Origin of the sequence: Streptomyces violaceusniger Tu 4113, assembly GCF_000147815.2 — a bacterium.
Lineage (GTDB): Bacteria > Actinomycetota > Actinomycetes > Streptomycetales > Streptomycetaceae > Streptomyces > Streptomyces violaceusniger_A.
On the sequence record NC_015957.1, the window covers coordinates 3,660,090 to 3,674,273 of the forward strand.

Annotated in this window: 16 protein-coding genes and 2 pseudogenes; 7 read left to right on the forward strand and 11 right to left on the reverse strand. The window is 69.4% G+C overall.

What is annotated here, in order from left to right; all coding sequences use genetic code 11:
* Window positions 1–43: 43 nt before the first annotated feature.
* Both STRVI_RS15765 and STRVI_RS15770 read right to left on the reverse strand, forming a co-directional pair.
* Window positions 44–1,225, reverse strand: a complete 1,182-nt coding sequence (locus STRVI_RS15765; protein WP_014056654.1) for an FUSC family protein — start codon at window positions 1,223–1,225, stop codon at window positions 44–46.
* A gap of 92 nt (window positions 1,226–1,317) precedes the next feature.
* Window positions 1,318–2,184 (reverse strand): EamA family transporter, encoded by an 867-nt coding sequence (locus STRVI_RS15770; protein ID WP_014056655.1) that lies wholly within the window; start codon window positions 2,182–2,184, stop codon window positions 1,318–1,320.
* 99 nt (window positions 2,185–2,283) lie between these two features.
* Here STRVI_RS15770 and STRVI_RS15775 point away from each other — a divergent pair, with 99 nt between their 5' ends.
* The gene (locus STRVI_RS15775; protein WP_014056656.1) at window positions 2,284–2,856 is read left to right on the forward strand and encodes a helix-turn-helix domain-containing protein; all 573 of its coding nucleotides are present in this window, start codon (window positions 2,284–2,286) and stop codon (window positions 2,854–2,856) included.
* A gap of 45 nt (window positions 2,857–2,901) precedes the next feature.
* Complete coding sequence (locus STRVI_RS15780) at window positions 2,902–3,465, forward strand: YbaK/EbsC family protein (protein WP_043235965.1); 564 nt, start codon at window positions 2,902–2,904, stop codon at window positions 3,463–3,465.
* Window positions 3,466–3,664: 199 nt separating this feature from the next.
* Here STRVI_RS15780 and STRVI_RS15785 read toward each other — a convergent pair whose 3' ends face one another.
* Window positions 3,665–4,222, reverse strand: a complete 558-nt coding sequence (locus tag STRVI_RS15785) for a TetR/AcrR family transcriptional regulator (protein ID WP_043235968.1) — start codon at window positions 4,220–4,222, stop codon at window positions 3,665–3,667.
* 92 nt (window positions 4,223–4,314) lie between these two features.
* Here STRVI_RS15785 and STRVI_RS15790 point away from each other — a divergent pair, with 92 nt between their 5' ends.
* Genes STRVI_RS15790 through STRVI_RS52685 form a run of 3 tightly spaced genes read left to right on the forward strand, consistent with a single transcriptional unit; the run spans window position 4,315 to window position 5,820 of the window.
* Window positions 4,315–5,364: a zinc-binding dehydrogenase gene (locus tag STRVI_RS15790; protein ID WP_014056659.1), complete on the forward strand. Its 1,050-nt coding sequence runs from the start codon at window positions 4,315–4,317 to the stop codon at window positions 5,362–5,364.
* 21 nt (window positions 5,365–5,385) lie between these two features.
* Window positions 5,386–5,631, forward strand: coding sequence for a hypothetical protein (locus tag STRVI_RS15795; protein WP_014056660.1), 246 nt, complete (start codon window positions 5,386–5,388; stop codon window positions 5,629–5,631).
* A 36-nt stretch (window positions 5,632–5,667) separates the two neighbouring features.
* The gene (locus STRVI_RS52685) at window positions 5,668–5,820 is read left to right on the forward strand and encodes a hypothetical protein (RefSeq protein WP_014056661.1); all 153 of its coding nucleotides are present in this window, start codon (window positions 5,668–5,670) and stop codon (window positions 5,818–5,820) included.
* A gap of 53 nt (window positions 5,821–5,873) precedes the next feature.
* Here the strand turns inward: STRVI_RS52685 and STRVI_RS15800 are convergent, their stop codons facing one another.
* From STRVI_RS15800 to STRVI_RS54300, 3 genes are all read right to left on the reverse strand, one after another.
* On the reverse strand, window positions 5,874–6,128 hold the full coding sequence (locus STRVI_RS15800) for a hypothetical protein (protein WP_014056662.1): 255 nt from the start codon (window positions 6,126–6,128) through the stop codon (window positions 5,874–5,876).
* A 23-nt stretch (window positions 6,129–6,151) separates the two neighbouring features.
* Window positions 6,152–6,559, reverse strand: a complete 408-nt coding sequence (locus STRVI_RS15805) for a CoA-binding protein (protein WP_014056663.1) — start codon at window positions 6,557–6,559, stop codon at window positions 6,152–6,154.
* Window positions 6,560–6,877: 318 nt separating this feature from the next.
* Window positions 6,878–7,972 carry a hypothetical protein gene (locus STRVI_RS54300; RefSeq protein WP_251982631.1) on the reverse strand — a complete coding sequence of 365 codons (1,095 nt, stop codon included), beginning with the start codon at window positions 7,970–7,972 and terminating at the stop codon, window positions 6,878–6,880.
* Between the two features lie 221 nt (window positions 7,973–8,193).
* Between STRVI_RS54300 and STRVI_RS15815 the strand changes: the two are divergent.
* A pseudogene (locus tag STRVI_RS15815) lies at window positions 8,194–8,805 on the forward strand (transposase); the annotation flags it as partial.
* 28 nt (window positions 8,806–8,833) lie between these two features.
* Here STRVI_RS15815 and STRVI_RS15820 read toward each other — a convergent pair.
* From STRVI_RS15820 to STRVI_RS15830, 5 genes and pseudogenes are all read right to left on the reverse strand, one after another.
* Window positions 8,834–9,925 (reverse strand): integrase core domain-containing protein, encoded by a 1,092-nt coding sequence (locus STRVI_RS15820; RefSeq protein ID WP_014056665.1) that lies wholly within the window; start codon window positions 9,923–9,925, stop codon window positions 8,834–8,836.
* A 235-nt stretch (window positions 9,926–10,160) separates the two neighbouring features.
* Window positions 10,161–10,973, reverse strand: coding sequence for a class I SAM-dependent methyltransferase (locus STRVI_RS15825; protein ID WP_043235980.1), 813 nt, complete (start codon window positions 10,971–10,973; stop codon window positions 10,161–10,163).
* A 539-nt stretch (window positions 10,974–11,512) separates the two neighbouring features.
* Window positions 11,513–11,653 carry a hypothetical protein gene (locus tag STRVI_RS52690; protein WP_167543182.1) on the reverse strand — a complete coding sequence of 47 codons (141 nt, stop codon included), beginning with the start codon at window positions 11,651–11,653 and terminating at the stop codon, window positions 11,513–11,515.
* A gap of 251 nt (window positions 11,654–11,904) precedes the next feature.
* Window positions 11,905–12,051: pseudogene (locus STRVI_RS47910) on the reverse strand (CoA-binding protein); the annotation flags it as partial.
* Between the two features lie 47 nt (window positions 12,052–12,098).
* Window positions 12,099–12,977, reverse strand: coding sequence for a LysR family transcriptional regulator (locus tag STRVI_RS15830; RefSeq protein WP_014056668.1), 879 nt, complete (start codon window positions 12,975–12,977; stop codon window positions 12,099–12,101).
* A gap of 83 nt (window positions 12,978–13,060) precedes the next feature.
* Between STRVI_RS15830 and STRVI_RS15835 the strand changes: the two genes are divergently transcribed.
* Window positions 13,061–13,786 carry an SDR family oxidoreductase gene (locus STRVI_RS15835; RefSeq protein WP_014056669.1) on the forward strand — a complete coding sequence of 242 codons (726 nt, stop codon included), beginning with the start codon at window positions 13,061–13,063 and terminating at the stop codon, window positions 13,784–13,786.
* Window positions 13,787–14,184 lie beyond the last annotated feature (398 nt).

The window sequence follows — 14,184 nt, forward strand, 5'->3', positions numbered from 1 at the left end:
CATCACCGCGGGGACTGCAGCGGTGTACCCCGACGGCCGGGTGCTATGCCCCGGCGGTGGCGCGGGGCCAGGTCTCCGGGGCGATGTCATGCCAGATGTTCTGGGCCTGGATCAGCAGGGTGCCCAGGACGGCGGTGGTGGCGGCGGAGACGATGCGCTCGTCGGTGAGCTGTTTGTGCAGGGCGTTGTGGCGCCGTTCCACGGAGTCCAGCGCCTCGTCCAGCCGGGCGTGCGCGTCTTCGGGGGCGGAGGACAGGCAGATCAGATCCGCCCGGACCCGGCAGGCGCTCGCCAGATCGGCGAGAAGGCGGCCGTAGTCGCGCAGCGGCTGCTGGTCGGGGGTGGGGATGGTGCGGTTCTCGTCGGCGATGTCGATCATGGTGTCGACGACGGCGCCGACCTGGGCGACGATCGAGCCCCATCGCTGATCCTCGTTCTCGGAGGGAAGCGGCGGCAGATTCCTGCGCGACTTCCACGGCAGTCTGGGATTCAGCCGGAGGCTCTCGTGGCTCCACAGCCGCGCGGATCGCAGGCTCTCCTGCCGCTGTTGGAGCTGGTCGGCCAGGCGTCGCCAGTCGGCGGCCGTGTCCTCGGACCAGTCCTCCTGGGCCAGCCCCGCGGCGATGCCCGTCAGCATCTCCTCCGTCCCGCGCGCCAGTCTGCTGAGGTTCTCCCGTACGTTCCGCAGATGGACCGGCGGGAAGATCAGCGCGTTGACCGCGATGCCGATCACGGCGCCCAGCAGCGCCTGCAGCAGCCGGTGGGAGACCGTGAGGCCGGACACCGGGCCCGAGATGAGGGTGAACAGGGCGGTGGTGGGCCCGTAGATGCCCTGGTCGCCGAGGCGCGGCCAGTTGCTGAGCAGCATCACGACCGGCAGGACCAGGGCCACCGAGGCCAGGGTGTTCCCCGTCAGGGCTTCGGCCCCCGCCGCCAGGAGCGTGCCGACGGCGATGGCCACCAGTTGCTGCAACCCTTTGAACAGCGAACGGTAGACGGTGGCCTGGACCAGGACCACCGCCACCCAAGGCGCCATCAGCGCCACCGGATCCTTCAGCCACCACCCCGAGACCGCCCAGGCGAGCGTGGCCGCCCCGGCCGCCTTCAGCGACTGCACGACCAGGTCGCGCTCCCGCCCCGGCCCCCGCCACGCCCGCACCGCCGCGCCCGCGATCCCCCGGGGTTCGGCTCGTATCACATACAGCTTCTCGATCATGTGCCCCATGGCGTAGTGGGTTCCTGGGTCACGTCGGCTTATGCATGGCTGATGGGGGCGGGCCGGGCCGCTTATGCGGGACGGGCCGGGCCGCGGTCCGCTCAGCCCGTCGCCAGCAGCAGCGTCCCGACCAGGGCGAGTCCAGCGCCCGTGGCCTGGACCACGCGCAGCCGCTCGCCGAGCAGCGCGCGGGCGGCGAGGGCGGTCACCACGGGGTAGAGGGAGGCGAGCACCGCGGCGACGGTGACCGGGCCGTGGTGGGCGGCGAGGTTGTACGTGCCGTTCGCGGCCACGTCGGCGAGGCCCACGAAGGCGAGCGCGGGCAGCGACGCCCACACCACGCCCATCCCGCCCTCGGGCAGCCCGGGGTTTCCGCGCCGTACGGAGAAGAGGAGCGCGGTGCCGCCGACCGCCACATTGCACACCCGCTGGACGAACAGCGCGAGGAAGAGCCCGGTCAGCGTGGACGACGCCTCGGCGATCAGCGCCATCACCGAGCCGAAGCCCAGCGCGGCGACCAGGGTGAGCAGCAGCGTCTGCCGCTGGACGGGCGCACCGCCGGTCTGCGGACCGCTCGCCAGGACCACGCCCGCGACCGCCACCACGACCCCCGAGACCTGCAGCAGCCCGGGCCGCTCGCCGAGCACCAGCGCGACGCCGAGCGGCACGATGACCCCGCCGAGCGCGCCGAGCGGGGAGACGACGCCCATCGGGCCGAGCGCGAGGGCGCGGTAGAAGCACAGCATCGCGGCCGGGCCGACCACACCGGCCGCCGCCGCGAACCATAGCTGCGGGCCCGCCTCGGACCATCCGCCGGTGGCCACCACGATGGCGCCGAGGGCGGTCATCGCGATGATCTGGGAGGCGACAACCACGGTGAGCGCGGGTGTGCGCCGGGTGAGCAACCCTCCGCCGAAGTCGGCCAGCCCCCAGAGCAGGCTGGTGGCAAGAGCGAAGAGCGCGGACATGGTGAAACCTCGCCGTACAGTGTGGTGGACGTGGGAGTACAGCCCACAGTAGTTCACTGCACTCGACTACGCCATTCACTATTTTGGACGGACCGGATCGTGACGGACCTCGATCAGCTCACGCAGTCGCTCGCCCGCAACCTCAAGCGGTGCCGCAACGAACGCGGCTTCACCCTCGATGCCCTCGCGGCCCGCGCCGGGGTCAGCCGGGGCATGATCATCCAGATCGAGCAGGCCCGTACGAATCCGAGCGTGGGCACCACGGTCAAGCTCGCGGACGCGCTCGGCGTGAGCATCACCACCCTGCTCGACTACGAGCACGGGCCGCGGGTGACCTTCGTCCCGCCCGAGCAGGCGGTACGGATGTGGTCCACCGAAGCGGGCAGCTACACCGCGCTGCTCGTCGGCACCGAGGCGGGCGGTCCGCTGGAGATGTGGGGATGGCGGCTGATGCCCGGCGACGAGAGCGCCTCCGATCCGCATCCGTCCGGCACGGTCGAGCTGATCCATGTGACGGCGGGCGAGCTCACCCTGGTGCTCGGCGGCGAGGCGCACACCGTCCCGGCCGGCACCTCCGCGGCGTTCGAGGCGAACACCCCGCACACCTACCGCAACGAGGGGACGGCGCCGGTGGAGATGACCATGGCGGTGTCGGTACCGCCCGCGCGCTGACGCCGCCGGGCCCTCGTACCCCGCCCCGCCTGCTAGTTTGGCGGCATGAGTACGCCGATGGATGCCTTCGACGAGGTCCGGCCCGCCGTCGAGTGCCTGGATCTGCTGACCGCCCCCGTCGCCGAGGCGCTGCGCGACTGGCGTGGCTCGGAGCCGGTGGAGCAGGTGCTGTTCGTGGACACGGACCCGGACAAGGCCGACACCGCCGTACTCGTCGAGAACTACGGCCCCTGGCTGCTGGAGCAGTCCGCCAACTGCGTCGTCGTCGCGGGCAAGCGGGGCGGTGAGACCACCCTCGCCGCCTGTCTGGTCCTCGCCCACACCCGCGCGGACGTCAACGGCGTGGTGCGTCGCCAACTCGGCGCACGCAAGGCGTCGTTCGCCCCGGTCGACACGGCGACGGGCGAGAGCGGCATGGAGTTCGGCGGCATCACCCCGATCGGCCTGCCCGCCACGTGGCCGCTCCTGGTGGACTCGGCCGTGGCGGACATCCCCTACGCGCTCATCGGCAGCGGCACCCGACGCGGCAAACTCATCGTGCCGGGCAAGCTGCTCGCCGGGTTGCCGGGCGCGGTGGTCCTGGAGGGCTTGGGCGCGCCTGGCGCCTGAACCCGTCCACGCTGCGACGCCCGGCTGGGTGTGCTGTCCGGCGGATCATGACCGGGGTCGCGATGCCTATCACGCGTACCTCGCCGTGTTGTCGGAATTGCCTCCGTGCACCCCGTACCAGGACGACCCTCCGCCTTGTGGTCGTAGGCCCCGGGCGCCGCCCAGCCTGGCCGAACGACAGCACCTTGTCGAAAACGCTCTACTGACCGGGCGATGTGCTGGCTTGAACCAGGACTCGTGCCAGGTCAGTGCTCTCCGGAAGGCTGTCGAGCGAGAGGGGCTGCGTGGCGACAGCACCCTCGTGCAGCACGAGGAGTTGGGTGGCGAGGGTGGCCGGGTGCGAGCAGCCCGCCGTGGCGGCGAGTTCCTTGAACAGGTTCAGCAGCCAGAGCTTCTGGTTCGCGGCGATGCGGTATGCGGGATGCGAGGGATCCGGGAGTTCTGCCAGTGCGTTGATGAAGGCGCATCCGCGGGTGTTGGTCTCGCTCCAGGTCCGCAGGGCCTCGAAGGGGGCGGTGACGGCCTCGGCCGGAGTGTCGCCGGCGTCAACGGCGGCACGGACGAGTGACCGCCAGCGCTGGTCGCGTTCCGTGAGATAGGCCGCCACGAGGCGGTCTTTCGAACCGAACTGGTTGTACAGGGTCCGCTTGGTCGCGCCCGAGCGCTCGGCGATCAGATCCACACCGACCGCCGCGATGCCGCGGTTGTAGAACAACTCCTCGGCGGCCGCCACGATGCGGCGGCCGGCCGGCGTCATAGGCCGCGCTTGCTGCACGACGGGCCCCTTCACAGATCGGTGTACGGTGGGGGAGGTTCACAGATCAGTATACCTGCGAGGAGGTTCAAGCGATGGGTGTGTCCGATTTCATGCGAGCGGTGCGCATCACCAGGCACGGAGGACCGGAGGTCCTTGAGCTGACGGAGGTCGCCGTCCCCGCCCCTCAGGCAGGGGAGGTGCTGGTCCAGGTCGGCGCGGTAGCGCTGAACAACACCGACCTGTGGACCCGGGAAGGCGCCTACGGCCGTCCGGACGACCCGAAGGCGCTGTCGGGCTGGCGAGGCCCGATCGACTTCCCGCGCATCCAGGGCGCCGACGTGGCCGGCCGGGTCGTGGCCGTCGGGACCGGCGTAACGGGGGGCCTCGTGGGACGCCGAGTGGTCGTCGACCCCGCGATCTACGACACCGAAGGGCCGGACGCCCACCCGGTGGGCCTGATGGGGAGCGAACGCGACGGCGGATACGCGGAGTACGTGACGGCGCCGGTGGAGCGTGTACACGACGTGACGGAATCTCCGCTTACGGACGAGCAGCTCGCGACGCTGCCGACCGCCTACGGCACGGCGCTGGGCATGATCGAGCGAGGCCGGCTACGGAAGGGGGAAACCGCCCTGGTCTCGGGAGCCTCCGGCGGCGTCGGCCTCGCGCTGGTGCAGATCGCCCGTGCACGCGGCGCAAGGGTGCTCGCCATCAGTAGTGGACCCAAGATCGACGCGGTGCGCGAAGCAGGCGCGCACGAAGTCATCGACCGTGCGGGAGACATCGCCGAACAAATCCGCGCCGCCGCCCCGGAGGGCATCGACGTCGCACTCGACGTCGTGGCCGGCGAACTGGTCAGCGAGGGGCTGCCGCTGCTGCGCGAAGGGGGCCGGTGGGTCATCGCCGGCGCACTCGGTGGCTACGAATTGACCTTTGACGTGCGCCGCCTCTACCTGCACAACGCCCAGGTCATCGGGTCCGCGATGCACACGCCCACGCACTTCGACCTCCTCATGAACCTCGCTCGTCGGGCAGAGGTCCAGCCCGTCGTCGCCGCGACCTTCCCACTGAACCAGGCCGCTCAGGCGCAAGAAGAACTCTCCCTCAGGGGGCACGTGGGAAAGATCGTCATGCACCCCTGAGTTCCATCCGACGGATCACGAGTGGAGCCATCAGCGGACCGCCGCGACGGTGACGGTGCCTTGGAAGACGTCGGGTACGACCCGAAGAATTACGATCCGGAGGTCCTGGACCGAACGAAGCTACGGATCTCCGAACTCGGATTTTCGATCGATGGCGATTTATGGGGGGCGCCGGACTCGGACGTGGCCACCGTGGCGGCAAAGTGCCAGCACGGGAAGGACGACGGCCCGATCATCGTCCAGCCGAAGCCCAAGCCCACCGACTGACGCGTAGGCTGCGGGCCACCGGAAGGGAGGACGAGCATGGCGCGCATGGAATGGATCGACCCGCGGTACGCGGATCTGGTCGCGGCCATGAGGAAGGCCCAGGCGGAGACCTCCAGGCAGGCCCCGCCTGACAACTGGCCGATCCGAGGGTTCATCATCCCCGACGTCGACCGCAGACCGCCTCGCTGACGTCGCAGCCTGATTGCGGCCCCGCCCGTGCGCTGGCGGCGGGCGGGGCCTCTTCACGTCTCGCGTCGGCCGTAGCGCAGGTTCCTGACCGCGGCCACGGCCATGGGGGATAGGCCGATCACCATCGGGTGTTCGTCGACGTGGCGCACGAGGATCCAGCCCTTGGAGCGGAGAGACGCGACATCCCTCATCACGTCGCCGCCGGCGGCACGCGACAGCTCGTCGGCGGTGGGAGCGTCGCCGGCGTCCAGATGGTCAACGATGAGGAACAGAACGCGCTGCTCATCCGCGCTGATGCGGAACTCCATACATCGACAGTACGGCGGTGCGCTCAGTCGAGCCGAGGGATCTCGATGGCCGGGCAGCGGTCCATGACCATGGCGAGCCCGGCGGCGCGGGTGCGGTCGTAGGCCGCAGGGTCGATGACGCCGAGCTGGAACCAGACGGCCTTGGCGCCGATGGCGACGGCCTCGTCGGCGACCGGGCCCGCCAGATCACTGTTGACGAATACATCCACGACATCGAGTTCGAACGGAATTGCGGACAGTGTCGAGTACCCCCGCTCGCCATGCACCGATTCCGCTTTGGGATGCACGGGTATGATCCGTTTGCCGTAGCGCTGGAGAACACCCGCGACCCCATAGGCCGCACGCTGCTGGTTGGAGGACAGGCCGACTACCGCCCAAGTGTCTCCCAGCTCTGTGAGGATCTTGCGGACCGTCGCCGGGTCGCCGTACATGCGTGCCTCCTGTGGGTACGACAAACAACCTGTTTGCCACAACGGGCACCACATTCCAGGGATTCCCAAGCGCCGGGGTGATCGAAGAAAACGCCGTGGCCGGATCGCTCCGGCGTCGAGGGAGTGCATCTGCCTGGGCAGAACCCTGGGCCCCGGGCTGGGCTGGAAGGCCCACCGGGGGTGACGTCGGGGGCTGCCAGTCGGGGGCGCCCTCCCGGGCAGGGTGGAACGGTGGTCCCGTGAGTTGTGGCCGCTTGGAGAGGCGTTATCCACCCAATTGCACACGAGGGCATCCAGACATTAGGCCCCTGAGGTAAGTCATTGGGTGATCGAGTGAGTAAGGCGCCCGGTCGGATTTTCTTGGCGCCACCAGAGTGGCGAGCATAATGCCGGATATGTGACCGCCGTCCCGGTGAATGTCCCCGCGGAGCAGGCCGACGACCTGGCCGACGCGCAGCGCGCACGCGCCGAGCAAGGCGACCATGCAGCGGTCGCGAGCGGTCTGTGCAGCGCGCAGGAGTGCGGCGAACTCCTCGTGGCTGGCGGCCGGCGCCCGCCCGGAAGCGTGGCTCGGCCGCGCATCGACACGGATGCGTGGCTCCAGGACGAGTTTCCCCGTCGCCGGGTGCGGAGCGGTGACGAACAGGGCGTCGACCGCCTTCGTGCTGATCCGGCGGAGGTCGGCCAGGTGGAGGTAGAAGCCGTGGATTGCTGCCAGGGCGGGGGCGAGCGTGGAGTCCTGTGGGAGCTGCCCTTGGCCGCGGCCACTTGTGCCGTGGCGCCGAGGGTCCGCACGCGGCGGGTGGCGTGCTCGATCACCGCGAGGACGTACAGCGTCGCTCCGGTCAATGACTTGGTCTCGAAGAAGTCGGCGGCGAGGATGGACTGGGCCTGGGAGCGTAGGAAGGTCGCCCAGGTAGTGCGGTCGCGTTCGGGTGTGGGGTCTATGCCGTGTTCCTTGAGGATGTTCCACACGGTGCCGGCGGCGAGCTTGATGCCGAGGGCTGCGAGTTCGCCGTGGATGCGCCGGTAGCCCCAGCTGGAATTTTCTCGTGCCAGCCGTAGCACCAGGGCGCGGATGGATCGTACGGTGCGGGGTCGTCCCGGCCGTTTGGGACGGGAAGCCTTCGCGTGGCGGCGGCGCAGCAGCTCACGGTGCCAGTGCAGCACCGTGTCAGGTGAGACGATCAGATGTAGTTGGCGAAGACGTACACGGGGGAGGGAATGCAGGAGGGCGGCCAGCAGCGCACGGTCTGGCCAGGTGAGCTTCGGTTTGTGGGTCTGTCGCTGCAGCACGGTGAGTTGGTGGCGTAGGGCCAGTATCTCGGCGTCTTTGTCGTGGTCACTCCTCGGTAGGAGGCGTATCAGGGTGAACATGCTCGTCAAGGTCAGATAGAGCAGTCGCAGCAGCACTCCACCATGCTGGTGGGGGAGAGGCTGGGGCGGCAACGAGGCTGGCGGGCCCACCGCAGCGTTCGCCCATCATGACCAGCACGGATGAGGTTTCTGGCACCTACACGATCCTGTTGCCCATTTACTGTTTGTGCTGGTCGGGGTGTTGATCGTTGCGGCAGGCTGGTCTGGTGGCCGGTCCTTTTCGTTCCCGGTCACGGAGCGGGAGGGGTTCCGTGTCGATGGAGCCGCAGTCGTGGCCGGAGCCGGCGCCGGAGGTGGCTCGGGCGGTGCGGGCAAAGTACCGGGGACGTCAGGTGCCGCTGCCGGTCGTGGTGCGTGATCGGCTCGGTGAGTTGTTCGCGGATGCCGAGTTCGCGGAAGCGTTCGCGGTGACGGGGCCGCGTGGCTGGTCACCGGGCCGCTTGGCACTGGTCACGGTGCTGCAGATGGCCGAGAACCTGACCGACCGGCAAGCTGCCGAGGCGGTGCGGGACAAACTCTCGTGGTCCTACGCGCTCGGACTGGGCCTGGAGGATCCCGGCTTCGATTTCAGTGTCCTGTCCCAGTTCCGTACCCGGGTCGCCGCCCATGGCCTGGAAGAGAAGGTGCTGGACTTGTTGGTGGCCAGGCTGGTCGAACAAGGCCTGCTGGCCGCAGGAGGCAAGCAGCGCACGGACTCCACCCACGTGACCGCGGCGGTGCGCGACCTGAACCGGCTGGAGCTGGCCGGGGAAGCGGTCCGCGGCGCACTGGAAGCGCTGACCTGCGCGGAACCGGACTGGGTCGCACAGACAGTGGACGTGACCTCATGGAGCAAGCGGTACGGACCACGGGTGGACAGCTGGCGCCTTGCGGGTGCCGATAAATCATTCGTGCAGTTCACGCCGCGTGCTGGTATTCGTGGAGGGTTCCGCCGAGTCGGTCTCGTCTGTGGATTTCCAGGTGGGCGAGTTGGGCTTGTTGGGTGATGGGCGTGGGTAGCGGGCGGCATGGGGCCGCCTGCTCCAGGGCCCTGTGCGGGCGGTGCTCGTTGTAGAAGGATTCGTACTCGCGCAGGGCGCGGAGAAGGTGGCTCTGGTTCCAGATCAAGGTCCGGTCCAGCAGCTCCCTGCGGCAGGTCTGTATCCAGCGCTCCATGAGCGAGTTCATCCTCGGCATCCGAATGCCGGTGGTGACGACCTTCAGGCCGGCATCGGTCATCAAGGCGTCGAAGGCGGCTGTGAACTTTGCGTCGCGGTCGCGGATGAGGAACTTCGCCTTGCTGCCTGCGTCCTCGAGGTCCATGAGGAGGTTGCGTCCGAGCTGCACGATCCACTCCGCGGTGGGGTGCGGGGTGGCGCCGAGGATCCTGATGCGACGGGTGGTGTGCTCGATGACGGCGAAGACGTACAGGCGCGCCCCGGTCAGCGTGCGGACTTCGAAAAGATCGCAAGCGAGTAGAGCTTTGGCCTGGCTGCGGAGGAAGCGGGCCCAGGTGGTGTTCTGCCGTTCGGGTGCGGGTGGGATGCCGTGCTCGCGGAGGATCTCCCCGACGGTGGAGGCGGCGACTTTGATCCCCAGCGCGGTGAGTTCGCCGTGGATCCGGCGATATCCCCACGAGGCATTCTCTCTGGCCAGGCGCAGGACCAGGGCGCGGATCGAGCGGATGGTGCGTGGGCGTCCACGTCGTCTGGGTGCGCGGGTCGCGGCATGGCGCCGCCTGAGCAGGTCGCGATGCCAGCGCAGGACCGTCTCGGGGCGTACCAGGAGCAGAAGGTGTCGCAGTGTGTTTTTGGGGAGGTGGTGGAGCAGACCGGCGAGGATGGCGCGGTCTGTGTCGGTGAAGGTCGGCTTGCCGACCCGGCGTTGCAGGACCAGCAGTTGGTGCCGGAGTACGAGGATCTCAACGTCCTTCTGTTTGTCGCTCATCGGCAGGAGGCGTAGGAACGCCAGGGCGTTGGTCGCGGCGAGGTAGGCCAGGCGCAGGAGCACGACAGATCATGATGCCGCCAGGGCCCTGCGCAGGTGCAGACCCCGGGCTGAACGTCGAGGAGAACCGGAGATCCGTGGTCAGGCTTCCGACCTGCGTGGATGATTTATCGGCACCCGCACAGTCCACGCAGGTGAGCCGCACCGATGTTACTGGAGTGTTCGGTCTTCACTTGCGGCGAAGTCGTCGCTGCTCAGCGCGTAAACGGTGCAGGGACGGCGGGAACCGGGAGGCGCTCTACCGGCGGATCGCCGAGATCAGTCCGCCGGGCCGCTCCTCGCGCTGCGGCGGGGTGCTGATCGGACGGCCGTAGGCGGCGGCGCGCTCGCGCAGGGTGTGGCTGTCGGCCTCCCAGCCGTGCCCGGCCAGCCAGCCCACCGGGTCGTCGGGCATCTCCGAGACCCACATGGACGCCGCCGATCCCGGCGCGGCGTCCGCGCCGAAGCGCTCGATTACGCCGCGCGAGCCCAATGTCAGCCCCATCCGACTGCCTGCCGCCGACTGCGTGCTGATCCTGGCCAGCAGTAGCTCCACCGCGTCGTCGGGCAGATAGATCAGTAGTCCTTCGGCGATCCACGCGGTCGGCACGGTCGGGTCGTGCCCTGCGGCGGCCAGCGCGCCTGGCCAGTCATCACGCAGATCCACCGCGACGGTGATCCGCTCGCAGCGTGCGACGGCCCGCTCCTGGCGCAGCACCGAAGCCTTGAAGTCCAGTGGCGCGGCAGTGTCGACCTCGAACAGCCGGGTGCCCTCGGGCCAGTCGATTCGGAAGGCCCGGCTGTCCATGCCGGCGCCGAGCAGCACGACCTGCCGGACTCCGGACGCGGAGGCCTGCTGCAACAGGTCGTCGAGGAACTTCGTCCTGATGACGATGGAGTACGACACGGCCAGTCGGCGGCGTCGCGCTGCTTCGTCATCGGGCGGCGGCGAGGAGGGCCACAGGCCGCCGGCGGTGGCGAATGACTGTGCCAGTGGGTCGCGGAACAGCGCGTTCTCCCGCTCGGTCTCCAGCGCCCGCACCCTGGCCACCCCCACCGCCGTGGCCCACACTCCCGACGGCTGCACCGGCTCCTGGTCATCAGTCACCGCGCCAGCCTAGACGTTCCATTCCAAGGGGCCTGATGGGGGGAGCCAGGTTCATGCGCGGCCGGCCAGTCATGCGCGCAGCAACGCGCTTTATCAGCGCATCGGATACGTCCATGTCACTGACTTCACCGGGTACAGGTTCCCCGCCGCCGCACCGGAGACGGGCCAAGTCTGAGAAGTCGAAGAACGGAAACGACGGTCAGCTTTCGTGGGCACGGTGGCGGGGTTGAAGAGCACTCCTGGGAGTCCGTGGCGACGGCGTCGCTCCGGTCGGCCAGTCCCTGGCGGATGTTCCGCTGGTGCAGGGGCCAGAAGCACTGGATCGACTCCGTAGCGCTGGGGTGTGGGCGACCTGGTGGAGTTCTTCCTGCGCGGTGAGCACGTCCGCTCGAAGACGTCTTCCGGGCCGGCGCAGGCCTGAGCGCGAGCCACCGGCGGTCCGCTCGACGGCGCGGCTGATCCGGTGGGGCGATGCAGAGGATCAGTCAAACCGGAGGCACGGGTCAGTGGTCCTTCAGCAGAAGGTGCAGCAGCGTCACCACGCCGACGCCGACCAAGAGAGCGGTGCCGAAGGAAGGATGTTCGAATGCGACGTACACGGAGCCACCGCCCGCCAGCAGCAACAGCGCTGTCCGCTGGTCCATCTGACCGCCCATGAGTAAGCCCTCCCAAGTGGTACGGCCCGCGCGTGGTTTTTAGCGGGCCTGCCATGGAGAGAGCGCATCGGCGGAGTCATTACGCGGGTTTCTCGCGCAATCCACGTGTCGTGGATCACATCTGACCTGGCGGACGGGACAGCGGCCCCGGTGCCCACCGTTGGTGCTCTGTCAGCCCTCCGAATCGAAGGGCGCATCGACCCTCGTCTCCTCGTAAGTGTTGGATCACGACCTCAGGACACTGTCCCCACCGGGAAGGGGATCTCGGTGAGCGAGGCGTACCCCCGCTCGCCGTGCACGGTCTCGGCCTTCGGGTGCACGGGCACGATGCGCTTGCCGAAGCGCTGGAGGACATCGGCGACGCCGTAGGCGGCACGCGAGGGATTCCCCCGGTGTCGGGGTGATCGCGCAACAGGTCAGCGTAAGGAGGCTCTCAGCCCGCGGACGCGGGCAGCTCGGTGCCGCGGAGCCCGGCTGCCGAGCGGACGAGTGAGGCGACCGCGGGGGAGCGACTGCTGGGTGGCCAGGCGATCACCGTGGTGACGTCCGGTGCGTCGACGACGGGCACCGCGACGTGATCGGGCCACTGCCAGGCACGGCTGGAGGCGGGGATGACGAGGAGCGTCCTGCCGAGCGCCACGAGCTGAGCGAGCTGTGACTGGGTGTGCACCTCCGGACCGGGCCCGTCCGGGTAGGTCCCGTCGAGCTGGGGCCATCGAGCGATCGGCAGGTCCGGCACATCGCGGACCTCCGCCAGCGTGAGCTGTTCGTGTGACGCGAGCGGATGGCCCGCGGGAAGGAGTGCGATCTGGCCTTCGGTGTGGAGGTCCTCGGTGTCGAACCCGGCGAGGTCGTCGAACGGCCGGTGCATCAGCGCCACGTCGGCGCGCCCGTCGCGCAGGAGCCCGGCCTGCTCGCCGACCTCGCACAGGAGGACGTCGACCGGTGCCGCACCGGGTTCGCTCGCCAGCGCGTCGAGGAGCCGTTGCAGCAGCTCGTGGGAGGCCCCGGCCTTCGTCACGAGCACCAGCGGACGCTTCGGATCCGCGGCACGCCGCGTCCGGCGCGCGGCGGCCGCGACCGCGTCGAGGGCCACGTTGGCTTCGCGGAGCAGCACCCGGCCGGCGTCGGTGAGCGCCACTCCACGACGGTCCCGGTCGAGGAGCCGGACCCCGAGCCGCTGCTCCAACTGGCGGATCGCGCGGGAGAGCGGCGGTTGCGCGATCCCGAGCCGATCGGCGGCACGTCCGAAGTGCAGCTCCTCGGCGACGGCGACGAAGTAGCGGAGCTGACGGGTCTCGAGATCGTCCACGGACGGAGCCTACCGCCTGATACCTGGCGAGTATCACAGCCTGCCCAATCGGTCTTGGACAGCGAGTGCGCGATGCGCCGAGCATGGATCGGGTGAACAACACGAAGATCGCGCTGGTCACCGGCGCGAACAAGGGAATTGGCTTCGCCATCGCACAGGGTCTCGGAGCGATCGGCTTCACGGTCGCGGTGGGCGCCCGCGACGATGCCAGGCGGAAGGAGGCCGTGGAGCGTCTGCGTGCCGCGGACATCGACGCGTTGGGGGTCGCCCTCGACGTCACCTCCGACGACAGCGTCGCGGCGGCAGCGGCGACGATCGAGGAGACGGCGGGACGGCTCGACGTGCTCGTCAACAACGCGGGCATCGGCGGCCGGACCGACGGTGGTGCACAAGATCCGACGACGCTCGACCTCGACGTCGTGCGCACCGTCCTCGACACCAACGTATTCGGGGTCGTCCGGGTGACGAACGCGATGCTCCCGCTGCTCCGCCGCGCGGACGCGCCGCGCATCGTCAACATGTCGAGCAACATGGGCTCGCTGACACTGCAGACCGGCCCGATCATGGCCGCGTACGCACCGTCGAAGTCGATGCTCAACAGCGTCACGGCACAGTACGCCCGCCGGCTCGCCGACACGAACGTCATCGTGAACGCCGCCTGCCCCGGCTATGTCGCGACCGACTTCACCGGCTTCAACGCGCTGCGGACGCCCGAGCAGGGCGCCGCTATAGCGATTCGGCTCGCCACCCTGCCGGACGACGGGCCGCGCGGCGGCTTCTTCGACGACGGGGGTGTCGTCCCCTGGTGACATGACGGGCCGACGTGGCGCTTCCGGGGGCCCTGCCCGCCAGGGTGTCAACCCCGACGAAGGTCAGGTGCCCGTCCTCGCCGTTCACCAGAGGCGGCGGGCCTTCGCCGTTCCTACGGTCACTGTCCCCGGACCGGTCGGCGAAGGGATCGGCCGTCATCGCGTAGTACTCAAGAACGGCTCCCCCCGGTTCGGCCGCCGTCGGTCGGCCGGTCTGGCGCCTGGGCAGATACTCCGCGATCCGGTCACGGTCCTGTCCGGTGCGCAGCCGGGCGTAGTCGTCCGGGGGCAGCACCGACTCCCGGGCCCTCAGCGTGTCCCACGCCGCAGCGCCCCGATCAGCAGGGCGCCCGCGACGGGGGGCACCATGAGGGCCGCGACCAGGGTGCGGCCGAGCC